Raw genomic sequence first — 21,739 nt, forward strand, 5'->3', positions numbered from 1 at the left:
TTTTCTGCTCGCCGGCGCGCTGCCGTCATTGAGTTATTTGTCGCCGCGCTTGCGTATCTGGCGCCAGATAATGGCCCCCAGACCCAGCACCAGCAGCACGATGGGCAGGTAGAGGATGAAGCTCAGAAACTGGCTTTGGTAGGTCTCGGCCAGTTTGGTGTGGCTGATGTAGTAGCCGAAAGACACCAGGGGGGTGCACCACATGATGGCGCTGATGAGATTGATGATGAGAAAGCGCCCCTGCGGGATCTCGGCCGCCCCCACGATGCAGGGGTAGACGGTGCGCACGAAGGCGATGTAGCGGGCGGTGATCAGGGTCAGGATGCCGTACTTGTTGAGCAGGTAGTAGGCCTTCTCTTGGTGCGGCTTGTCGATGTGGGAGAGCAGGCGATGGTAGAGCTGAGTGTGGCCGAAGAAGCGCCCCTGCATGTAGCCGAGCCAGGTGCCGAAGAAGGAGCAGGCGATCAACATCGGCAGCACCAGCCAGGAGACCACGTCCTGATAGATGAGTACGCCGGTCAGCACCAGCAGGCTGTCCCCCGGCAGAAAGGCGGTGGGCAGAAAACCATTTTCCAGGACCATGAACAGCGCCAGCATGACGCACAGCATGATAGACAGCTTGGGATCGGAAAGGGCGACCAGATCCAGATTCATGAACGCATGAGCCAGGTGATAAAACTGCTCGATCATTGCTCGCTCCGCTCGGTGTGTTCGGGGGCTCGGTTGGCCAGTACCTTGTCGATACGCAGGCCATCCATGTCGACGATTTCCAGCCGCCACTGCTCAAGAGTCAGTTGCTCGCCGGTTTTGGGAATACGGCCCAGCAGGAACATGATGAGACCGCTCAGAGTATGGTAGTGGTGTTTGTCCTCTTCCGGCAGGCGGGCGAGGGCCAGGCTGTCTTTGAGCTCGGGCAGCGGGATCAGGCCGTCGAGCAGCAGGCTGCCGTCGGCGCGTTCCACCACCCAGTTCTCGTCGGAGGCATCGACCGGGAAGTCGCCAGCCAAGGCTTCCAGCAGGTCACGCTGGGTCACCAGCCCCTGCAACTCGCCATATTCGTCCACCACCAGGGCCAGCGGCTCGGGGTGGGTACGAAAGTGATTGAGCAGCTCAAAGCCGTGCAGGGTCTCGGGCAGCAGGCTGCCGCTTTGTACCATGGCGCGCAGGTTGACCGGCTCGCCGCGCACGAAGGCCTCCAGCACCCGGGTGGCGTGCAGGATGCCGATGACGTTGGAGAGCGAGCCGGCGCACACCGGGTAGTAGCTGTGCTGGTGGGCGGTGATGCGCTGGAGGTTCTCCTCGAGCGGCTGATCGAGGTCGATGAAGTGGATGTCGCTGCGCGGCACCATCAGCGAGGAGAGGGAACGCTCGTCCAGGCGAAACACGTTGCGCAGCATGGCGTGCTCTTGATCTTCAATCACCCCGGCCTGGGAGCCCTCCACCAGCATGGCGTGGATCTCCTCCTCGGTGACGTTGTTGGCCCCATCCTGGCTCACCCGCAGCAGGCGCAGGCTGGCATTGGTCGAGGCGGAAAGCAGCCAGACGAAGGGGCGGGTCAGCATGGCCAGCCACAACATAGGGCGGGCCACCAGGCAGGCGATGCGCTCGGCGCTGATCTGGCCGAGCCGCTTGGGCACCAGCTCACCGATGACGATGGAGAGATAGGTCACCACGACCACCACAGAGACGGTGGCGAGCAGGGAGCTGGCGCGCGGGGTGAGGCCCCACTCCTGTAGCCAGAGGGCAAACGGCTGGGCCAGCACCGACTCGCCGTAGATACCGTTGAGCAGGCCGATGCTGGTGATGCCGATCTGCACGGCAGAGAGAAAATTGGTCGGCTCTTCTGCCAGTCGCAGGGCGATGCGTGCCCCCTTGCTCCCCTCTTCGGCCAGTCGACTGAGTCGGGCTTTGCGGGCGGTAACGATGGCGATTTCAGACATGGCGAAGATGCCGTTGAGCAGAATCAATCCGATGAGGATCAATAATTCCATAGAGGTGTGATGGTTCCGGTAAGACAGTGCGCTCGCATTCTAATGAATTTACCCGCGTTGCGCTTGTAAAACCTGAGTTTGTGGCGTCGGTAGCGGTGAGCAAGTGTGATCGGCTCCGCCAAATGAAAAGACCCCCTGTGATAGGGGGTCTTATTCACTCGAGGTTCAGCTTAAAGCGCGGCGATATCGCGCTGCTGGGCCTCCAGCTTGGTCAGTTGGCCACGATAGTCGGCGAGCTTCTCGCGCTCCTTGGCGATGACCGCTTCCGGCGCCTTGGCCACGAAGGCCTCGTTGCCGAGCTTGCCTTCGATGCGGCCGCATTCGCCGGAGAGCTTGGCGATCTCCTTGGCCAGACGGGCCAGCTCGGCCTCTTTGTCGATGAGACCGGCCATGGGGATCATCAGCTCGGTGTCACCGACCAGCTTCTTGACGGAAAGAGGCACGGCTTCGCCCTCTGCCAGCACGCGGATGGAGGCGAGCTTGGCCAGGGTCTTGAGGAAGGTCTCGTTTGCCACGGCGCGCTGGGCATCGACCTCGTTGCAGGCGAGCAGCACCTCGAGCGGGACGCTCGGGGCCACGTTCATCTCGGCGCGGATGTTGCGGATGCTGACGATGAACTGCTTCACCCACTCTTGGTCCGCCAGTGCGGCCTCATCCACCTTGGCGGCATCGAACGCCGGGAACGCCTGCACCATGATGGTGTCGGCGTTGATGCCGGCCAGCGGGGCCACCGATTTCCAGATGGTCTCGGTGATGAAGGGGATGATGGGGTGGGCCAGACGCAGCAAGGTCTCGAGGACGTTGACCAGGGTGTGACGGGTGGCACGCTGCTCGGCCTCGGAGCCGTTCCACAGCACCGGCTTGGTCAGCTCCAGATACCAGTCGCAGAACTGGTTCCAGATGAACTCATAGAGCACGCCGGCCGCGATATCGAAGCGGTAGGTATCGAGGGCGGCACGCAAATCGCGCACGGCCAGTTGCAGCTGGGACTGGATCCAGCGATCCGCCAGGCTGAACTGCATCTCGCCACCATTGAGGCCGCAGTCTTGATCCTCGGTGTTCATCAGCACGTAGCGCGAGGCGTTCCACAGCTTGTTGCAGAAGTTGCGATAGCCATCGAGACGCTTCATGTCCCAGTTGATGTCGCGGCCGGTAGAGGCCAGCGCCGCCAGGGTGAAGCGCAGGGCGTCGGTGCCGTGGGCCTCGATCCCTTCCGGGAACTGCTTGGCGGTGCGCTTGCCGATCTTCTCGGCCATCTGCGGCTGCATCATGTTGCCGGTGCGCTTCTCGAGCAGATCGTCCAGAGAGATGCCGTCGATCATGTCGAGGGGATCGAGCACGTTGCCCTTGGACTTGGACATCTTCTGCCCTTCCTCATCGCGGATAAGGCCCGTGATGTAGACCGTCTTGAACGGCACCTGCGGCTGGCCGTCTTCGTCCTTGATGAAGTACATGGTCATCATGATCATCCGGGCAATCCAGAAGAAGATGATGTCAAAGCCGCTCATCAGCACGTCGGTCGGGTGGAAGGTCTTGAGCGCGTCGGTCTTCTCCGGCCAGCCCAGTGTGGAGAAGGTCCACAGGGCGGAGCTGAACCAGGTATCGAGCACGTCTTCGTCCTGACGCAGCACGGTCACTGCCGGGATATTGTGCTTGGCGCGCACTTCGTCTTCGCTGCGGCCAACAAACACGTTGCCGGCTTCGTCATACCAGGCCGGGATGCGGTGACCCCACCACAGTTGACGGGAGACACACCAGTCCTGAATGTCGCGCATCCAGGAGAAGTACATGTTTTCGTATTGCTTGGGCACGAACTGGATGCGGCCATCTTCCACCGCCTCGATGGCGGTCTTGGCCAGCGGGGCCACGCGCACGTACCACTGGTCGGTCAGCATCGGCTCGATGGGCACGCCGCCGCGATCGCCGTACGGCTGTTGCAACACGTGATCCTTGGTCTCTTCGAGCAGGCCCAGCTCGTCCAGCTTGGCCAGGATCGCCTTACGGGCAGCGAAGCGCTCTAGACCGGCGAACTCGCTCGGCAGGGCGGCGTCATAGACGTCGGCGGCATTGCCTTCGCTGTCGAACACCTCGGCCTCGGCGCGCACATGGGCGTCGAGGGTGAAGATGTTGATCATCGGCAGGCTGTGGCGCTTGCCCACCTGGTTATCGTTGAAGTCGTGGGCCGGGGTGATCTTCACGCAGCCGGTGCCCTTCTCCATGTCGGCGTGCTCGTCGGCGACGATGGGGATCAGGCGGTTAACCAGCGGCAGTTGAATGTGCTGACCGATCAGGGCCTGATAGCGCGGGTCGTTCGGGTTAACGGCGACGGCGGTGTCACCGAGCATGGTTTCCGGACGGGTGGTGGCGACAATCAGGTACTCCTTGCCCTCGGCGGTCTTGGCGCCGTTGGCCAGCGGGTAGCGCAGGTGCCACATGTGGCCCTTCACTTCCTTGTTTTCCACTTCCAGATCGGAGATGGCGGTGCCGAGCTTGGGATCCCAGTTCACCAAGCGCTTGCCGCGGTACATCAGGCCATCTTCGTGGAGGCGCACAAACACCTCCTGCACGGCCTTGGAGAGGCCCGGATCCATGGTGAAGCGCTCGCGCTCCCAGTCCACGGAGTCGCCAAGACGACGCATCTGGCGGGTGATGGTGCCGCCGGACTCCTCCTTCCACTGCCAGATCTTGTCGATGAAGGCATCACGGCCGTAGTCGTGACGGGTCTTGCCCTCTTCGGCGGCGATCTTGCGCTCCACCACCATCTGGGTGGCGATACCGGCGTGGTCGGTACCGGCCTGCCACAGGGTGTTCTTGCCCAGCATGCGGTTGTAGCGGATCAGGGTATCCATCAGGGTCTGCTGGAAGGCATGACCCATGTGCAGGCTGCCGGTGACGTTGGGCGGCGGAATCATGATGCAGAACGATTCCTGGCTGGTGTCGCCGTGCGGCTTGAAGTAGCCCTGAGATTCCCAGTGCTGGTAGAGCGCCTGTTCGATGGCGTTGTGGTTGAAGGTTTTTTCCATGGTGTCGCTGTTTTCCGAAGAATCTAAAAGGGGTGACAGTCAGGGGGCGGGCGCCGGAGGCGGCTCGAGCATCTCGAGCGTATGCCCGGCCTGACGATAGGCCTTGTATCGCTCGCGGGCCTGCTGCTTGTCGCGCTCGTTAGTGGGGACAAAATCTACCACTTGAGCGAACTCTCCTGCAAACAAAGGTGCCTCATCGGTGAGGTTGATGAGGCGGGCATAGCGTCGGCGTGGCGGTTGATGGCCAATTTCGACCGGTGCCTGACCACTTTCGCCTTGCAACTGGTGCGGCACGAAACGATCGGCCGGCAGTTGCCACAGGCGCTCGTCGAGGGCGAGTGACTCGCCCTCGTCACGGCACAGGCAATAGATGTGCCCGCCGCTCCAGGTTTCGGCGATCAGCCGGCATACCAGGGCTTCGCGGTCGTCGTCCTGCATCAGGTAGAAGGTGACGTGGCTCATGTTCTCTCCTGCGGGCCCATCAATGAAACAAGGAAGAGGGGGCGCCTCTTCCTTGCGTGAGTGGGAATCGCGGTGGATTCCTCAATCCTTGACTTCGATGTCCACGCCGGCCCGGTTCAGCAGGAACTGGGTCAGCAGGGGCACAGGTCGCCCGGTGGCGCCCTTCTCCTTGCCGCTCTTCCAGGCGGTGCCTGCGATGTCGAGGTGCGCCCAGTTGTACTTCTTGGTGAAGCGGGAAAGGAACGCGGCGGCGGTGATGGTGCCGGCCGGGCGGCCACCGACGTTGGTCATGTCGGCGAACGGGCTCTCCAGTTGCTCCTGGTACTCGTCGAACAGGGGCAGACGCCAGGCGCGATCGCCGGCCTGCTCCGAGGCGCCGAGCAGCTCAGAGGCCAGCGGATTGTGGTTGGCCAGCAGGCCCGAGGTGTGGTGACCCAGGGCGATGACACAGGCGCCGGTCAGGGTCGCCACGTCGATCACCGTATCGGGCTCGAAGCGGTCGACATAGGTGAGGGCGTCGCACAGCACCAGGCGCCCCTCGGCGTCGGTGTTGAGCACCTCGATGGTCTGGCCGGACATGGAGGTGAGGATGTCGCCGGGGCGGTAGGCGTTACCACCGGGCATGTTCTCACAACCGGCCAGCACGCCGACCACATTGATCGGCAGTTGCAGTTCGGCCAGGGCGTGCAGGGTGCCGAGCACGGCGGCAGCGCCCCCCATGTCGTACTTCATCTCGTCCATGCCATCGGCCGGCTTGATGGAGATGCCGCCCGAGTCGAAGGTCAGCCCCTTGCCCACCAGCACGACCGGCTTGGCATCCGGGTGGCCCTTGTACTCGATCACCGCCATCATGGCTTCGTTCTCGGAGCCGCGCGCCACTGCCAGGTAGGAGTTCATGCCGAGCTCGGCCATCTCCTGCTCACCGATCACCTTGGTGGTGATGTTGTCGTAGGCATCGGCCAGTCGGCGGGCTTGGGAGGCCAAGTAGGCCGGGTTGCACACGTTAGGCGGCATGTTGGCCACGTCACGGCACACCTTGACGCCGCGCGCCACGGCCAGCCCGTGGGCGATCGCCTTCTCGCCTACCGTCAGTTCACGACGCGTCGGCACGTTGAACACCAGCTTGCGCAGGGGACGGCGTGGCTCGGCTTTGTTGGTCTTGAACTGATCGAAGGAGTAGAGGCCAGCCTTGGTGGCTTCGACGGCCTGGCGCACCTTCCAATAGGTGTCGCGGCCCTTAACGTGCAGCTCGGTGAGGAAGCAGACCGCCTCCATGGAGCCGGTTTCGTTAAGGGTGGTGATGGTCTTGTTGATGATCTGTTTGTACTGGCGTTCGTCGAGCTCGCGCTCTTTGCCGCAGCCCACCAGCAGCACCCGCTCGCTCAGTACGCCGGGTACTTGGTGCAGCAGCAGCATCTGGCCTGGCTTGCCTTCCAGGTCGCCACGGCGCAGCAGCGAGCTGATGTAGCCGTCGCTGATCTTGTCCAGTTGCTCGGCTACTGGCGAGAGGCGACGCGGCTCGAAGACGCCGACGACAACGCAGGCGCTGCGCTGTTTCTCGGGACTGCCACTCTTAACACTGAACTCCATGCAATCTCCTAGATCTAAAGACAAGCCACGGCTTTTCATGAATAATGAGGCGCTCGTCGAGGGTCGACCCGGCGGAGCGAACAGCTCGTGCCCCGCTGTCCAAAATAGGCAAAAATTCAAAGCAAAGCCCTATTTTTCAGGCATTCGACCAAAAACACAAGTTTACGTGGGAATGACTGTGATCGTTTTCCGATATCTGTTCAAAGAAACACTCAAGACTCAGTTGGCTGTACTGTTTGTGCTGCTGCTTATCTTCATCAGCCAGCAGTTCATCAAGATCATCGCCGAGGCGGCCGAAGGGGATGTCCCGACCCGGCTGGTGTCGACGCTGCTATGGCTTAACTTGCCCAACATGGCGTTGTTGATGCTGCCGATTAGCCTGTTTTTGGCCATCTTGTTCGCGCACGGTCGTCTGTATGCCGAAAGTGAGATGACGGTGATGCATGCCGTGGGGTTTAGCCATCGCTTCGTGATGAATAACGCCATGGTGCTTGCACTGCTCACGGCGAGCGTAGCCGTGGTCAACACCCTGTGGATCGCCCCGGCGGCCAAGGAGCGCGAGTATCAGGTGATGGACGAGTTCAAGGCCGACCCCGGCATCTCTTTGTTGCAGGAGGGGCGGTTCATGGTGCTCGATAAGGGGCGCACCATCGCCTACATCCAGGATCTCGACAACCGGGGCACCCAGCTGCACAGGGTCTTCGTGGTGCAGCGCGCCGAGGGCAAGGTTCCTCCCTCACTGGTGGTGGCCGACGAGGGGGAAGTGACCATGGACAAGGAGGGGTTGCAGTGGCTGACCCTGAAAAATGGTCAGCGTTTCGAGGGGCACTTTGCCGGCAAAGAGTTTCGGATCTCCGAGTTTGCGCGCTACGGCGTGGTGATCCAGCAGCGCGATCTGGAGCAATCCAACCGCAAGTCGACGGCCAAGCCGACGACGGAGTTGCTCCATGCCGACATCGACGATGAGCTGATGGCCGAGTTGCAGTGGCGCATCTCGCTGCCGCTTTCCATCCTGGTGCTCACCTTCCTGGTGGTGCCGCTGGCCCGGGTCAACCCGCGTCAAGGGCGCTATGCCAAGCTGCTGCCGGCGATTTTGCTCTATCTCTCCTACTTCCTGCTGCTCAGTGCCGGTCGCTCGGCGATTGCCAGCGGTGCCTTGCCGCACTGGCCGGGCATGTTCCTTATCCCGCTCGGCTATCTGCTGTTTATCGGCCTGCCCCTGAACTTGCAGGGAACGGCATGGTGGAACCAGCACAAGGCCAAGTGGCTGAAATCCAAGGCGTGATGACCCAAGAGGTATTTGTATGTTTGGTATTCTCGACCGATACATAGGGCGGGTCATTTTCATGTCGATCCTGCTCTCTGAGCTGACGCTGGTGGGGCTGGCTGGCCTCATCAAGTATGTCGAGCAGCTCAAGTCAGTAGGGGACGGCGAGTACACCCTGCTCAAGGCATTTTTCTATGTGGCCCTCTCCATGCCCAAGGAGGCGGTGCTCTTCTTCCCGCTGGCGGCCCTGCTCGGTGGTCTCATCGGCCTTGGGCAGCTGGCGACCAGCTCCGAGCTGGTGGTGATGCAGGCGGCGGGGCGCTCCAAGCTCAGCATCGTCATGGCGGCGCTCAAGACCGCCATCCCCTTGATGATCGTCTTCACCTTGGTGGGGGAGTACGTGGCCCCCATCGCCAAGCGCACCGGTGAGGATATCCGGGCGGGGGCCATCTCGGGGGGGCGTCTGACTCTGGTGGCGGACGGGGTGTGGGCCCGCGATGGCAACAACTATGTCAACATCTCGGGCGTTCGTAACGACGGCACGCTGGTCGGGATTGCACTCTATCGTTTCAACCCGCAGCGGCGCTTGGCCGATGTGGTGATGGCCAGCGAAGGGAGCTATCAGGAGCAGCACTGGCAGCTCAAGAATGTTCTGATCACCCGCGTCGATAATGAACAGCAGGTTACCCAGAGCCGGGTGCCGACCATGACTTGGCAGTCGGAGCTGACGCCCAAGGAGCTGGGGGTGGTGAGCATCGATCCCGAGAACCTCTCGGTGAGCGGCCTGCGCGATTACATCGGTTATCTCAAGTCAAACCAGCAGGATGCGGGACGTTATCAGCTTGAGATGTGGCGTAAGGTGTTGTCACCGCTCACCGTGGTGGCCATGATCCTGCTGGCCTCCTCCTTCATCTTCGGCCCGCTGCGCTCGGTGAGCATGGGGGCGCGGATGCTGATGGGGATCGTGACCGGTTTCCTGGTTTATGTGAGCGATCGGTTGTTTGGCCCGGTCAGTCTGGTCTATGCGGTGCCGCCCATCATTGGTGCCATCGCCCCCAGCCTGCTGTTTGGTGGTGGGGCTCTTTACATCCTCAATCGCAAACGCTGACCATGAAGAAGGGCGCCTCTCGGGCGCCCTTCTTGTATGTAGGCATCATCACTCTCGATTGAGCAGGGCCCGGTTCTCTTCTTTGCTCAGCACCACGACCTCACACTCGGCCCAAATATCCTGAAAGGCGCGTTTTCCGAACAGCGCCAGCAGATTACCGAGGCCAAAGGCCGAGGTGGCCATGCGGATCAGCGCCTGGGTGAAGCGGATGTTGCTGCCGTCCTGGTTCTGGATGCGCAGACGCCAGGCGCGCATGCCGATGGTCTGGCCACCCCGTACCCAGAACCAGCCATAGAAACCGATCATGATGGCCGCCAGCCAGGCGCTGTAGAGAGGATGCTGCAACAGGTGAGCCGCGTCTTCACCCTCTTTGAGGGTGGCCAGGCCGGTGGCGACCAGCAGGTTGGCGACACCCAGGCCGAGGGCGCCACCCACCATCAGCAGTGCTAGGACGATGAGGGCGTCATACAGCCAGGCGCCCAGGCGGCGCCAGAAGTTGGCCTGAGGATGGGGGGCGGTCTGCGGTTTGGCAGGGGAAATGGGGGGACGTTTGGCCATGATTTTCTTCCTTGTAGTGGTGCGGGGCATTGTAGGGAGCCGGCTCTGCTACGGCAAGGCGTTGAATAAATAGACAAACGCCCAGATGAATTAGATAAATTGCTTGCCAGCTCCCTTGCCGTTCGTATAATCGCTCCCACTGCCCGGGTGGCGAAATCGGTAGACGCAGCGGATTCAAAATCCGCCGTAGCAATACGTGTCGGTTCGAGTCCGACCCCGGGCACCATTTCTGAATTTCATGTCGTATCATGACATGGCTAGAACCCGCATAGCTTAAGGCTGTGCGGGTTTTTTGTTATGTCCTGTCGTATCATATAGCCTCATAACATACCCCCATTGTTGGGGGTACATCTGGGGGTATCAGTCCAGATGGGGGTAAAAAGTACCCCCACAGGTCACCATCCCGTGCCGTTCCTGGCCCGCCGAGTGTCCATCTTTTGTCCCCAGCATGTGATAAGTACCCCCAAGTTGAGACGGGAGACACCCCCATGCCGCTATCCGATATCACCGCCCGGCAGGCCAAATACACTGGCAAGCCTCAGAAGCTCTCTGATGAGAAGGGGTTGTTCCTGCTGGTCAACCAGTCCGGTAAATATTGGCGGCTCAAGTATCGCCACGGCGGCAAAGAGAAGACGCTGGCTTTAGGGGTCTATCCTGAGGTGTCACTGAAAGAGGTGCGAGCCAAACGAGATGAGGCTCGTCGACTGATTGCTGAAGGTGTGGATCCGGGCTTAGTCAAAAAGCAGAGCAAGATCGCCAACAAGCTGGCTAGCGAGAATAACTTCGAAGCACTGGCGCGGGAGTGGCACCAGAGCCAGCTTGCCCTGTGGAGTCCTGGCCACGCCACTCGGGTAATCGAATCTCTGGAAGTCGATGCCTTCCCTGACCTCGGGCTTGTCCCTGTTACCGAACTCACAGCCCCCATGATTCTGGAGGCCTTACGGAAAGTGGAGAAACGGGGCGCAACTGAAACAGCAGGACGGATACTGCAACGGATCAGTGCGATCATGCGCTACGCCATTCAGACTGGACGAGCCAGCTACAACCCGGCCCAAGACCTGAAAGGGGCACTCAAGGCCACCAAGCAGGAGCACAGACCCGCTTTGCCCCGTTCTGAGCTGCCAGAGTTCTTCCGACGTTTGGAAGCTGAGCCACTTAATCCGGCGACTCGTCTTGCCCTCCATCTGCTGATGTTGACCATGACCCGCCCTGGTGAAGTGCGCTTTGCGCGTTGGGATGAGTTCGATATGGAACGGGCAGAATGGCGGATCCCTGCTGCGCGGATGAAGATGCGAACCGAGCACCTTGTCCCCCTTTCTCGTCAGGCGTTGGCCGTGCTCGATGAGCTGCGCCAGCTGACAGGCCATTGTGAGTTGCTGTTCCCGAGCGAGCGCAAACTGACCAATCCCATGAGTGAGAATACCTTGAGCTACGCCATGGGGCGGATGGGCTACAAAGGGATTGCTTGCCCGCACGGATTCAGGGCGTTGGCCTCTACCACCTTGAACGAGGAAGGCTTTGATCCGGACGTGATAGAGCGTCAGCTTGCCCACGCCGAACGCAACAAGGTGCGGGCAGCCTATCACCGGGCTGAGTATCTGGACGATCGGCGCAAGCTGTTGCAGTGGCTTGCTGATTTCTATGACTCGCAACGGGGTAGCAATGTGCTACCAGTGAATTTCAACCGAGTGGGTTAACGACTTTGCCGGGTCTATCTCGACGGAGAGAAAAGCGGGAAGCCTTGCCCGCCTGACTTGGCAACCAATTCAAGGCGAGTGTGCAGAGGCAACACCATGACGAAAGCCGCCATAGCAGAAACTGAACCAAACATTCGCCCGTTGATACCACTGGAATATTGCAGTCCAGAACGGGCCTCTAGGTTATTTGGGTGTGAGGTTGAGGATATATTTCATTGGGTTGCTACTGGTGCAATAAATTTATTTGCAGAATTTAGTGGTTATAAAATTGATTCTGATCACATTGAACTTCTCTCTGATTGTGATTGGTTCGAAGACTCTAATTCCGAGGGGGTGATTAGTAGTTATTATGGTCCAGATGTAAATAATGGGAGTAATTACAGACCTAGCCTGCACTATCTTGAACCGTATGACCCTTCACGTGAACATGAGCTTAGAATATCTGGGCTTTGGCATGTCGATTATGATTCCGAATTTTCACTGCATGTTCTTTCAAGAATGGACGGTGAAAGAAGATGCATTCTAACGGCGTTTTTTGAACCATTTAAAAAATCGAGTGGTTTTAAACCAAGCCTTACATTATATGATGTATTGGTATCTGATATGCCAGCACGTCTACGTATCAAGCGAGATGATTTATTAAAGATACAGCGACATATTAATTCTGGTGAGGTCATGAGTATGCAGAGCCTTACCCCCCGTACAGACAAAGCTCATTCAACTAATGAAAACTCTGGCAAGATGGTCAGTAATAGTGGGAGGGTGACTCGTAAGCAGTGTTGCTTCATTGTTGATTTACTCAGGGCTCACGGTCTGACGGATACCGATTTTAAGGGCAGTATTGGCGAACTACGCCAGAAGATTGCGAACAAAATCCCCTCCATAGGGTCTCTAGACGTGGACGACAACACCCTCATAGACTGGCTGAGAAAGGCTGGAGTCAGGTAAGTCAACTTCATGAGTTATTCATAACTCCGCTGAGTTTTCCATAACTCAGCCACTTCCATTCGCGACCATGGTTTGATTGCTCACGCACGACAAGACACGTAAAGGAGCGGCAAGCCATGTCTTTGAAATCAGTATCGGAATTACCACAAGAAGGCTTTGTTCGGGCGGGAACGTTGGCAAAGGTTTTAGGGATCGCAGTAGTCACTGTCTGGCGTTGGTCAGCGAAGGGAATACTCCCCCAGCCGGTGAAATTGTCCGAGCGGGTGACAGCTTGGCGGGCTGAAGACATTCGGAATTGGATGAACGCCAAAGGTAAAGCGGCCTAGGACGTGAACATAGCAGCAAAAGAAAGGGCTGCCTGAAATACAGTACAGCCCTGACCAATCCGCTGGCGCTTCATCGCATCATCACATGCTCGGCAAGCCAGCCAACCACCGACGTTAGGATAACTCCGTTATGAACTTTTCACCATATGGGCTCAACTCCCAGGGCGAAGCCTTGCCCAAATTCCCCGTCAGGGCGTGCAAAATGATATTGCGTGACACGATCCGACACGGTACGATCTTATCCGTTGGGGCTACTAACCCCAACAGTACTACTTCCACGAGCGGTTACCCGCAACCGACAATTAGCGGTTTTTTTGTGCCTGCCATTTGGGCTACTACCCCAGGCTGTCGCACAGATGAACTTCACATTCACGCCCAACGCGGCGGGAGTGTATCCGCTTTTGCGGTATGGTTGAGAGGCCCCAATAAGCCCGCAAGGGTGAATAAGGCCCGCCTTCTCGTGGAGGTAGTTGACGCCATGCCGCATCCCCATTTGCAGCATGGCCGACTCACTAAACCACGAGAGAGTACAGGCCATGATCTACACCTTCTTGATCCAGCATTCCCGTACCTGCCGTTTGGCAGACCTACGCCGTATCCGGACCATTTCCGCCGTTGCCAACAACGAAGCACAAGCTCGTTCTGCGCTGGCCGGTCTACCCCTGGTGTTTTTGTCCCGCACCCCGAGCAAGGGGGTTGCAGCATGAAACGCACCATTCGAACTCGCCAGGTTATCCAAGCTGAAGCTCTGTTTGAGCAGTCTGCAATGCTTGCTTCTGCCCTGAGCTGCATCTGTGAGTCCAATACAGAGAGGATGCTCTATTTGGAGCTCTCCGACCTGTTGCATCCATTGCAGACCCAACTTGATGAATTGGAGACTGGTTGTGCCGGGACGCCATTGGCGGAGCCAGCTGAACGAATCAATCGTTACGCCTCCGTCCTGCTCAAGGTTCTCAATGGCAATCAGTCCCATATCGAGCCGTGCGTGATCAGTGTGTTGCTCGCCCCAGTCATTGCCGAGTTTGAAGCCGTTGAGCTGGCCAAGATCAGGGAGGGTGTATGACCTATTACGCATGGGCTCCAGCGGCTCAACAACCAACATTCACTGGTCCAGCCAACCAAAAAACCGGCAAACGCTCACGAGCGGGCAGCCTGAGCGCCTTTGCCAGCCGTAGGCAACGCGATGAATTCATTGCCAGTACCGGCGGTATGGCGGAGGCCGTCACCGCCAAACAGGCCCGCCAGCTGAAGGCTGGGTTGGATGAACGTACTTTCAATGAGCTGGTGACCGTTCTGGTGGGGGGTGATACATGAGCCAGGCAACATTCGTTTCTGACGTGGCTGCCGCGGCCTGTGGCCACTGGCCCGAACTGCTGGCAAATCTGGGGGTGACGGTACCGCCACGTAAGCAGCATGGGCCTTGTCCGGCTTGTGGTGGGAAAGACCGCTTTCGGCTCGATGACAAGGGCGGGCGTGGTACCTGGATCTGTAGCCAGTGTGGCGCGGGTGACGGGCTGGATCTGATCCGCCGTGTAACCGGTAAGTTGCCGAAGGATGCTGCGGAACTGGTTGCAGGGGTACTTGGCTTTTCCCATGTTGTCATATCAGACGCTGACCGAGAGCAATTGCAGCAACAACAGCGGGCGCAGGCTGATGCAGAGCAACAACAGCAGCAGATTAAGCGCCAGAAAGCCGCCAGACGCGCCGCTGATATCCTGCGCGACTGCAAGCCTGGCCAATCTCCTTATCTGGCACATAAACACTTGAGCTGGCCCAGTGGGCTGTTGAATAGCACCCTGATCCGAGTGGGGGAAGAGGCGTTCCCCGCTGGCTCCTTGGTGGTACCGCTCTACAACGAGACCGGCGAACTGGTGAACGTACAGCTGATCCGCCATGACGGGGTGAGGCACTACCTGGCCGGTGGTCAGAAACAAGCGGCTTGCCACCGGATCTCGGGCAGTGCCCTGGTGGCGGTTTGCGAGGGCTATGCCACCGGGCTATCGGTGCACCTGGCGACCGGGGCGACCGTCTATTGCGCTATGGATGCGGGTAACTTGCTGGCCATCGCTCGGGTGGTGAGGGGGGTGGATGACCCCTTGCAACCGTGCCGGTTATTGGTTGCCGCCGACAACGATGCCAACACCCCGGGCAACCCCGGCAAGACCAAGGCCGAGCAGGCTGCCGTGGCTGTGGGAGCAGTGGTTGCACTACCGCCCACCGTCGGCGATTGGAACGACTACCACCAAGCTCACGGGCTGCCCGCAGTAAGAGACGAGATCATGCGCCAGATTGAAGCAAGCAATGACCAACAAGAGCAAGGCGCCAGCCAGAAGGAAGGGCCGCGAGCCGAGGCCGCCAAAAAAGAGCCCAAGGCAGCGGAGGTGATCACATTGCGCCCCGGCTTGAGCAACCAGGGCGTGGAAATCGGTAAGATGGCACCTAGCCAACGGGCTGAGCTTCTGCGGGAACGGCTTGGCGAGGTGGCGGTGAACATAGTGGCCGCGACCGTGTACCGATACACCGGAAGCCTGTGGGAACATGTATCAGATGCCATACAGCGCCGGGAGATGGCTGCGATCTATGCCGATCATGGTGTGCCGTTCAGTAGCAAGATGTTGAGTGGGGTAGTCGATACCATGAAGGAGATGATCCCGCTGATGGCGGTGCCCCGCGACGACCTGATCGGTTTTGCGAACGGGGTCTATGACATGGCTGTCCGCGCATTTAGACCGCACTCGCCCGCCGATGGCCTGTTAAGCCACAATGGGCTCACCTATGGGGAGCCGCTCCCCGGTGAGACGCTGGAAACCAGCGCCCCCTACTTTAGCAAGTGGTTGGCTCATGCCGCCGAGAGCGACGTCGCCAAGATGGAGCGCATCAAGGCCGCGCTGTTTATGGTGCTGGCGAACCGCTACGACTGGCAGCTATTCCTTGAGGTGACCGGTGAAGGGGGAAGCGGAAAGTCGGTGATGGCAAACCTGTGTGAGCTGTTGGTCGGTAGCCGCAACGTGGGCAGCAGCTCCATGAAACGCCTGGAGAGTGATTTTGGCCTGGAGAGCGTGTGGGACAAGCGGCTGATCCTGTTGCCAGATCAGCCCAAATATATCGGTGACGGTGCGACGCTCAAGGCGATCACGGGTGGTGATGAGGTCTCCATCAACCAGAAAGGAAAGCCGATGTTCAGCGCCAAGGTGCGTGCCGTAGTGCTGGCGACCAACAACGAGCCGATGGTGATCACCGAGCGTAATGGTGGCATGTCACGACGAAGGGTGATCTTCACCTTCAACAACGTGGTGGCCGAGGCTGACAAGGATCCGCAGCTCGGAGAGAAAATCGCCGCCGAGCTGCCGGTGATCATCCGTCACCTGCTGGACCGGTTCGCCGATCCTTTGGTGGCGAAGGAGCTGTTATTGGAGCAGCGGAACTCTACCGACGCAATCGCCGTCAAGCGGGCAACGGATCCCCTGTTCGACCTGTGCGCCATGGTGGAGTTTATCGCGGCGCCCAACGGGCTGCGCATGGGTGGCAAGACTGATGTGATACGCAATCCGCGCCGCTACTTTTATCACGCCTACCTGGCATACATGGAGTACCACGGCCTAGAGCGCCCGCATTCGGTTAATGCGGTCAGCCGCTCACTCAAGCAGATGGCTAAGGAGCTGGGGAGCGAGTACAAGACACGCCGCAGCGACGGCGTTATCACCAACATCGTACTAACCGATGAGGTTGAGGAGTTCATGCCAAAGCCGGTGATGTTTACGCCATAGCAGGCCAGCCAGAGAGAAGCAGGGGGTCGCCATAGTGCGGCCCCTTTTTGTATCTGTGGGCATGGGTAGGTGCTTGCAATCATAAATACCGCTAAAAATAGTTCCATTCGTTCCAATTGCTCTGAAAGCCTTGCTAAATAAGGGGTAGAGATCCGGAACTATTTTTTTAGATACTTCCAAATAATTCCAATAGTTCCACCTTTAAGCAGGACTGCCACCAAGGAAGAGTGTTTCTAATTTATTGATGGTCAGATGAGATTATGGGTTTTATGGCAGACCAATTTGGACGAATTCCGGAAGAAATGGACCTATTGGAATGTGGGAGAAAATAGATTCCATCTCCGCAAGCCTTGCAGCTACTGGGCTGTAGCGATTTGGAATGGTCGGAACTATTTTTCTGACTTCCATCCGCACGCTGCGCTTGGCCGTGATTTTTGTCGGAAAGGTTGCTAATTTGTAACGTTAGTCGCCGGTGCATCAGACAGAAATCCGCTTCCTCCCTGCTGACTGGCAATAGTTCCAACCCTGGGAACGGGGTAATCATGGTCGATCCCTTCTCTGGCTGGCCGTGTTTAGGGCTCGCTGTTTCCCTCCCAAGTTCTGCTATTTCCAGCCGTGCCCGTGCCCCGCAGGGCCGACGTTTATGCCGAAGAGGACGAAGGACTCAAGCGCATAAGCCAAGTCGGTCACTATGCGTAAGTTTTCGCCCACTCATTTTCGCTTTTGGAGTAGCGTGGAATGAGAACAAGCAGGGGGAGGCTGGTCAGGTATGGCGGGATATCAGTTTGCACACATTGACGGGTATGCACGACAAGGCGGGAAGACAAAGACGGGGCGGGTACTGTCAGCCCAGCAGATAGCGGATGAAGCTGAGCGCAGACCTGGCGCCCATCCACATGTCAAAGACCCTAAGCCGCCGATCCAACGGTTTGGGGTAACGCCATCGGAGGCCGTACAGCAGGCCACCGCATGGGCGGAGCAGGCCGTAGACCCGCGAGGGCGTAAGCTGAGGATTGACGGACTGTGTTTAGGTGCTGGTGTGGTCAGTGTCCCGGAGAACCTGCCAGATGCGCTCTGGCCAGGGTATCGTGACGCAATGATCGGGTATCTGAAAACCAAGCATGGTGACAGGCTAAAATCGGTGGTCGAGCATAGTGATGAACGGCATCGGCACATCCATTTTTATCTGGTACCACTACCAGGTGAATCGTTCGGTGCAGTACATCCTGGTGTGGCAGCTGCGCGTGCTTCAGCTTCGCGAGGGGAGCGAAAGGGTCTGCAACGTCTCGCGTTCAATCAGGCCATGAGAGCTTGGCAGGACGAGATCCACACCGTGTCCGCAGACTTTGGGCTTGCCCGTCTCGGACCGGGTCGGCGGCGACTGCCGAGGGAGGTGTGGAACGCCGAACAGAGGGCGTTGTCTGCCCATGCTGCACTCATCGGGGCAACGCAGCCGAAAGGGCCAGCCATGGGGAACATCAATCAGATCATCGCTATGCAAGAGGTTGAGCACCGAACCGGGTTGTTTGGACGGGGCGAGCCGCTCTACACAAAAGATCAGCTACTGGCCGCGACGAAGGCTGCTGCGCTGTATGGTGCCAGGCACAATGCCTCCCAGCGTCAAGCCATGCTTGAAACAGTGCTCCTTCGTACTCCCGAGATCGACGCTGCCGAGACCAGATTGGCCGAACTGGCTGCCCATGAGGCAACGATAGCGCACCGGATAGTTGAGGCAACCGAGAGGGTTAAGGAGGCCGAGGAACAGGCTCAGGCACGCATAGAGGTGTCTTTGCTGAAGGTTAAGCAGGCCGAGGCAATAGCCATTCGAGCTGAACACTGGGCCAAGCAGACTGTCACAGCGGCTGAAGTGCGGATGAGAGGGATCTTGTCACCTATCTTGGCCGCATTTGCTGCGATTCTTCGAGATCCCAGGGCGATAGAGCCAAAGGCTGAAGCAGATACCGCGATTGCGGCGTTGGCGGAACTGCGCCCGCTCGCCACCGAGATCCAGCAAGCCCTCTATCCGGTTGCAAAGGCAGTCAAAAAAGCCAACAAAGTTAACCAAGCACTCGGGCTTGACCTGCATCCATAGTGATCCGATCACCGATAACCCGATTTGGCTGCCCACCTCCCCAGTCCCGCCGCAATCTCTGACCCAGCCAGTGTATCTGACAGTGGATACACTGGCTGTCGCTCACATTTCGTTTGATACCACCGCATCATCGCTTATAGCCGGGATAGTGAAAACCGCCGTTGTATACGGCGGTTTTACAACAGCACTTGATCGCTTCCCTGCCTAAACCATTGCAACCTTCGTAAAGCAATCAACAGGATCATCCGTGGGTGTGTAGCGCCTCCACACACCCGGGCAAGGTCGCTGTATGCACCAGAGTCGTTGCAACATTCAAAGGCGTTAAAAACATTGAGGGATGCAAAATGTCAGATTCCGTATTTATCGAACGAAAAAGGCTAACGGTCCTTATTGGATGCCGTCACGACACGATTGACCGCATGGTTGAACGCGGCGAATTACCGCGCCCAATTCGCCTCGGGCGCAATGGCCGACACCGCTTCATTCGTGCCGAGATTGAACCCGCGTTAAAGCTGCATGGGATCGATCTGGCAAAGTTGGAAGCCGCCCATGCTGGAAGTGCTGCCTGATCATGCCAATCACCACGACATATGACCGAGGCGGGATCTTCCAGCCCGGCTCGACCTGGTTAACGATTTGCCAGGCTGTGTGTGGTGTATTGCACATAGCAGGACCGCTTTCTCCTGAACAGGCAGGACTGCTACTGACGATCTTCCGCAATGAACTGGCGAAAGCCGCCCTACCGGCTCAATCCGAGGCTAAGTTAGACCCTTGGCACTACCTTACCGAACACACCTGTGGGGTGGTCGTCTTGAGTGCTTCAGGTCAAAACATCTTGCGACAGCAGCCTAATCGAACCGCCCAAACCCTCGTCAAGAACACCATCAACCACTGGAGAGAAAATCATGACCAAGCCGCTTAATCATGGCGCCATTTGCGGTCGTATTTTTGTCGCTATGCCCAAGCTGACTCTGCAACAGGAGGCAGTGTTGCTGGATAACCTGGATGGCATGACCAACAGCGAACTACGCGAATATGCCTCCAATGCTAGCGAGTTGGCAAAGACCCCGCTTCAACTGCGTGACGAAAAGATGTTGCTCAGTTTGTCGCAGCAGTTGGGGTCTGTATCCACTGGCCTGGCTGGCGTTATGAACTTCACGGCTGAAAACGTGGAACGCCTAACTAGTGACCTGAAACACCTGACCGAAACAGATTGCTGAATTGACCCCGATTTGGAGACCGGAAATGAATAACATCACCGATTTAGTACAAGTAGCCCAACAAGCGCATCGTGAATATATGGGGTGGCATGAAGGCGAGCATCGGTTGCTGACCTGTATCAGCACCACACGTATCGATGAAATCAAACAGGATATCCAGAGGGGGCGTGAGCTCCGGCGAGCAGCGATCGCCCAGGGAAACACGAACAAAAAAGAGTATCGCCAGCTGTCTACTCATATCTCGTCACTTGAGAGTGAGTTGGCTGACATGGAGGTCGTTGCCGAAGAGTTAGAAGGCGGTGCATTTGAGCGCTCATGTTCTGGGCAGGCGTTGTGGCGCCAGCACCTTAAGCAACGTTTCGCTCTTGCACAAACCTATCTGGATGAATTGATCGCCAGTGATTTGGATGAAGCCCGCGAAGCCTTGGCTCCACTCTTGCCAATGCTGGCCAGATTAGTATCCAGAGGCAGACAGAAGGCGGGCATCGGTTCATTCTTGCAAGATGACACCAGTACTGTATTCACTACCCCCGGCCTGATAGAGCCAGCAGAAGTCCACCCGCTCGATATGGTGAAATCATTGGTAGTTGAGTTGCTTGAGCCAATCTGGAGAGATACTGACCCGGAACTGGATCCGGTGGTCATGGAAGAGATTAAGCGTATTCCGCCGAGCAATCTGATCCGTCTTGATTTGGTCGGCAGCCCAGCAGCCAAAAGTAGTGCTAGTGCAAAACAGGCCGTGCGCATGGAGCAAACGGAAGAACCCAAATCTGCAGTGCAGGCAAGCCGTGATAACTGGTCACCGGATGCAATGTTGGCCCGCAGTAATAATTTGCGAGAGGCATGACTCCGGTTTTCGCACACAGTGTGCATTGAGCCCGCCCTGCGCGGGCTTTTTTTCGCCGAGCAGTGCCTCTTTGGTTACCAAAACACGTAGTACTTCTTCGGGATCAATTTACTGGATGTAGACCTCCTGATCTGACCCAGCACTTATTGCCGTCCAGCTCGCCACATGAGGGGGGGGCGTTTGACAGCACCTGAGCGCTTGGGTAGCTCGCTGTTGCTTTGCGGTTCAGGGGCTGTTGGTTCTTGAGACTTCCAAATGAACTTGCTCAGAGAGTGGCAGGTGGAGTTAGGGGCCGCACCAGCCAGCCCCGTTCGCGCGCACCACCCCGCGCCTGCACGCTTTGCGCTTTGCGCACTCATTTCCATTCACTTTGTAAAGTGTTTTTTCTAATTTAAATCAATGTCTTAATGGCATTTTACGGGGACTGGGAATCCTTCAGAATCCTTCAAAATCTTTCACTTTCCGTCACTCTAAACAGGTGGTTTGGGCACGGTCATGCAAAACGAGGCCAAAACCGCAATTTTGAGCATGGTTGTATCTGTCTTGAGGGTTATGCCGTGTTTGCACTTGGCGTTGCGGAGTTCATATGAATTTTATATCTGGGGGTACTTATGGGGGTATATGCTATCTTTTTGTTGAATTTAAACTTTATAAATCATTGCGTTATGCTCTAAATTCGATAGAGACCCCGGCACCACATCAAATTCAATGACATAAGGCCACCCAAGCGGGTGGCCTTATGTTTTTCTGGCGACAAAATGGCGATAGCCCTGCTCGATTTCCATCGTGATGTGGGGGCGGCTTTGCTTTTTCTGCCAGCCAGCTCCACTTCTTGTCCTCATC

At 57.9% G+C, this 21,739-nt stretch carries 18 protein-coding genes and 1 tRNA gene; 13 read left to right on the forward strand and 6 right to left on the reverse strand.

Annotation, left to right across the window (positions count from 1 at the left end; all coding sequences use genetic code 11):
* Window positions 1–33: 33 nt before the first annotated feature.
* The 5 genes from FE240_RS01560 to pepA all read right to left on the reverse strand — a co-directional run bounded on the left by FE240_RS01560 (window position 34) and on the right by pepA (window position 7,066).
* A complete protein-coding gene (locus tag FE240_RS01560) occupies window positions 34–687 on the reverse strand; it encodes a DedA family protein (RefSeq protein WP_193004401.1) in 654 nt (217 codons plus the stop codon).
* Entirely contained in the window at window positions 687–1,991 is a 1,305-nt protein-coding gene (locus FE240_RS01565; RefSeq protein ID WP_193003111.1) for a hemolysin family protein, read from the reverse strand. The genes FE240_RS01560 and FE240_RS01565 overlap by 1 nt, the downstream gene beginning before the upstream one ends.
* Before the next feature lie 170 nt (window positions 1,992–2,161).
* Entirely contained in the window at window positions 2,162–5,014 is a 2,853-nt protein-coding gene (locus FE240_RS01570) for a valine--tRNA ligase (RefSeq protein ID WP_193003112.1), read from the reverse strand.
* Between the two features lie 39 nt (window positions 5,015–5,053).
* Window positions 5,054–5,476: a DNA polymerase III subunit chi gene (locus FE240_RS01575; RefSeq protein WP_193003113.1), complete on the reverse strand. Its 423-nt coding sequence runs from the start codon at window positions 5,474–5,476 to the stop codon at window positions 5,054–5,056.
* Between the two features lie 81 nt (window positions 5,477–5,557).
* Window positions 5,558–7,066 (reverse strand): leucyl aminopeptidase, encoded by a 1,509-nt coding sequence (gene pepA, locus FE240_RS01580; protein WP_042046150.1) that lies wholly within the window; start codon window positions 7,064–7,066, stop codon window positions 5,558–5,560.
* A 172-nt stretch (window positions 7,067–7,238) separates the two neighbouring features.
* Between pepA and lptF the strand changes: the two genes are divergently transcribed.
* Both lptF and lptG read left to right on the forward strand, forming a co-directional pair.
* The gene (lptF, locus tag FE240_RS01585) at window positions 7,239–8,351 is read left to right on the forward strand and encodes an LPS export ABC transporter permease LptF (protein ID WP_042046151.1); all 1,113 of its coding nucleotides are present in this window, start codon (window positions 7,239–7,241) and stop codon (window positions 8,349–8,351) included.
* Window positions 8,352–8,370: 19 nt separating this feature from the next.
* Window positions 8,371–9,441: an LPS export ABC transporter permease LptG gene (lptG, locus tag FE240_RS01590; RefSeq protein ID WP_193003114.1), complete on the forward strand. Its 1,071-nt coding sequence runs from the start codon at window positions 8,371–8,373 to the stop codon at window positions 9,439–9,441.
* 48 nt (window positions 9,442–9,489) lie between these two features.
* Here lptG and FE240_RS01595 read toward each other — a convergent pair whose 3' ends face one another.
* Window positions 9,490–9,999: an RDD family protein gene (locus FE240_RS01595; protein WP_193003115.1), complete on the reverse strand. Its 510-nt coding sequence runs from the start codon at window positions 9,997–9,999 to the stop codon at window positions 9,490–9,492.
* Window positions 10,000–10,140: 141 nt separating this feature from the next.
* Here FE240_RS01595 and FE240_RS01600 point away from each other — a divergent pair.
* The 11 genes from FE240_RS01600 to FE240_RS01650 all read left to right on the forward strand — a co-directional run bounded on the left by FE240_RS01600 (window position 10,141) and on the right by FE240_RS01650 (window position 20,896).
* Window positions 10,141–10,225: transfer RNA gene (locus tag FE240_RS01600), tRNA-Leu, on the forward strand.
* A gap of 262 nt (window positions 10,226–10,487) precedes the next feature.
* The gene (locus FE240_RS01605) at window positions 10,488–11,696 is read left to right on the forward strand and encodes a tyrosine-type recombinase/integrase (RefSeq protein ID WP_193003116.1); all 1,209 of its coding nucleotides are present in this window, start codon (window positions 10,488–10,490) and stop codon (window positions 11,694–11,696) included.
* Window positions 11,697–11,792: 96 nt separating this feature from the next.
* Window positions 11,793–12,644, forward strand: coding sequence for a hypothetical protein (locus FE240_RS01610; RefSeq protein WP_193003117.1), 852 nt, complete (start codon window positions 11,793–11,795; stop codon window positions 12,642–12,644).
* A 116-nt stretch (window positions 12,645–12,760) separates the two neighbouring features.
* On the forward strand, window positions 12,761–12,970 hold the full coding sequence (locus FE240_RS01615; protein ID WP_193003118.1) for a helix-turn-helix transcriptional regulator: 210 nt from the start codon (window positions 12,761–12,763) through the stop codon (window positions 12,968–12,970).
* A 703-nt stretch (window positions 12,971–13,673) separates the two neighbouring features.
* A complete protein-coding gene (locus FE240_RS01620) occupies window positions 13,674–14,033 on the forward strand; it encodes a hypothetical protein (RefSeq protein WP_163127780.1) in 360 nt (119 codons plus the stop codon).
* The gene (locus FE240_RS01625) at window positions 14,030–14,284 is read left to right on the forward strand and encodes a hypothetical protein (RefSeq protein ID WP_193003119.1); all 255 of its coding nucleotides are present in this window, start codon (window positions 14,030–14,032) and stop codon (window positions 14,282–14,284) included. The genes FE240_RS01620 and FE240_RS01625 overlap by 4 nt, the downstream gene beginning before the upstream one ends.
* Window positions 14,281–16,737 carry a primase-helicase zinc-binding domain-containing protein gene (locus FE240_RS01630; RefSeq protein ID WP_193003120.1) on the forward strand — a complete coding sequence of 819 codons (2,457 nt, stop codon included), beginning with the start codon at window positions 14,281–14,283 and terminating at the stop codon, window positions 16,735–16,737. Before FE240_RS01625 ends, FE240_RS01630 begins: the two co-directional genes overlap by 4 nt.
* A 1,096-nt stretch (window positions 16,738–17,833) precedes the next feature.
* The gene (locus FE240_RS01635; protein ID WP_226798934.1) at window positions 17,834–18,829 is read left to right on the forward strand and encodes a hypothetical protein; all 996 of its coding nucleotides are present in this window, start codon (window positions 17,834–17,836) and stop codon (window positions 18,827–18,829) included.
* Between the two features lie 344 nt (window positions 18,830–19,173).
* Window positions 19,174–19,398, forward strand: a complete 225-nt coding sequence (locus tag FE240_RS01640) for a helix-turn-helix transcriptional regulator (RefSeq protein ID WP_084214740.1) — start codon at window positions 19,174–19,176, stop codon at window positions 19,396–19,398.
* Between the two features lie 336 nt (window positions 19,399–19,734).
* Window positions 19,735–20,049: a hypothetical protein gene (locus FE240_RS01645; protein ID WP_193003121.1), complete on the forward strand. Its 315-nt coding sequence runs from the start codon at window positions 19,735–19,737 to the stop codon at window positions 20,047–20,049.
* A 25-nt stretch (window positions 20,050–20,074) separates the two neighbouring features.
* The gene (locus tag FE240_RS01650; protein WP_193003122.1) at window positions 20,075–20,896 is read left to right on the forward strand and encodes a hypothetical protein; all 822 of its coding nucleotides are present in this window, start codon (window positions 20,075–20,077) and stop codon (window positions 20,894–20,896) included.
* Window positions 20,897–21,739 lie beyond the last annotated feature (843 nt).

Origin of the sequence: Aeromonas simiae (genome assembly GCF_014892695.1) — a bacterium.
In the GTDB taxonomy this organism is placed as follows: domain Bacteria; phylum Pseudomonadota; class Gammaproteobacteria; order Enterobacterales; family Aeromonadaceae; genus Aeromonas; species Aeromonas simiae.

What these genes read in the sequence shown, in the direction of transcription:
- FE240_RS01565 (WP_193003111.1), bottom strand. Translation starts at nt 1,991, where the DNA reads ATGGAATTATTGATCCTCATCGGATTGATTCTGCTCAACGGCATCTTC.
- FE240_RS01570 (WP_193003112.1), bottom strand. Translation starts at nt 5,014, where the DNA reads ATGGAAAAAACCTTCAACCACAACGCCATCGAACAGGCGCTCTACCAG.
- FE240_RS01575 (WP_193003113.1), bottom strand. Translation starts at nt 5,476, where the DNA reads ATGAGCCACGTCACCTTCTACCTGATGCAGGACGACGACCGCGAAGCC.
- pepA (WP_042046150.1), bottom strand. Translation starts at nt 7,066, where the DNA reads ATGGAGTTCAGTGTTAAGAGTGGCAGTCCCGAGAAACAGCGCAGCGCC.
- lptF (WP_042046151.1), top strand. Translation starts at nt 7,239, where the DNA reads ATGACTGTGATCGTTTTCCGATATCTGTTCAAAGAAACACTCAAGACT.
- lptG (WP_193003114.1), top strand. Translation starts at nt 8,371, where the DNA reads ATGTTTGGTATTCTCGACCGATACATAGGGCGGGTCATTTTCATGTCG.
- FE240_RS01595 (WP_193003115.1), bottom strand. Translation starts at nt 9,999, where the DNA reads ATGGCCAAACGTCCCCCCATTTCCCCTGCCAAACCGCAGACCGCCCCC.
- FE240_RS01605 (WP_193003116.1), top strand. Translation starts at nt 10,488, where the DNA reads ATGCCGCTATCCGATATCACCGCCCGGCAGGCCAAATACACTGGCAAG.
- FE240_RS01610 (WP_193003117.1), top strand. Translation starts at nt 11,793, where the DNA reads ATGACGAAAGCCGCCATAGCAGAAACTGAACCAAACATTCGCCCGTTG.
- FE240_RS01615 (WP_193003118.1), top strand. Translation starts at nt 12,761, where the DNA reads ATGTCTTTGAAATCAGTATCGGAATTACCACAAGAAGGCTTTGTTCGG.
- FE240_RS01620 (WP_163127780.1), top strand. Translation starts at nt 13,674, where the DNA reads ATGAAACGCACCATTCGAACTCGCCAGGTTATCCAAGCTGAAGCTCTG.
- FE240_RS01625 (WP_193003119.1), top strand. Translation starts at nt 14,030, where the DNA reads ATGACCTATTACGCATGGGCTCCAGCGGCTCAACAACCAACATTCACT.
- FE240_RS01630 (WP_193003120.1), top strand. Translation starts at nt 14,281, where the DNA reads ATGAGCCAGGCAACATTCGTTTCTGACGTGGCTGCCGCGGCCTGTGGC.
- FE240_RS01635 (WP_226798934.1), top strand. Translation starts at nt 17,834, where the DNA reads ATGATCGGGTATCTGAAAACCAAGCATGGTGACAGGCTAAAATCGGTG.
- FE240_RS01640 (WP_084214740.1), top strand. Translation starts at nt 19,174, where the DNA reads ATGTCAGATTCCGTATTTATCGAACGAAAAAGGCTAACGGTCCTTATT.
- FE240_RS01645 (WP_193003121.1), top strand. Translation starts at nt 19,735, where the DNA reads ATGACCAAGCCGCTTAATCATGGCGCCATTTGCGGTCGTATTTTTGTC.
- FE240_RS01650 (WP_193003122.1), top strand. Translation starts at nt 20,075, where the DNA reads ATGAATAACATCACCGATTTAGTACAAGTAGCCCAACAAGCGCATCGT.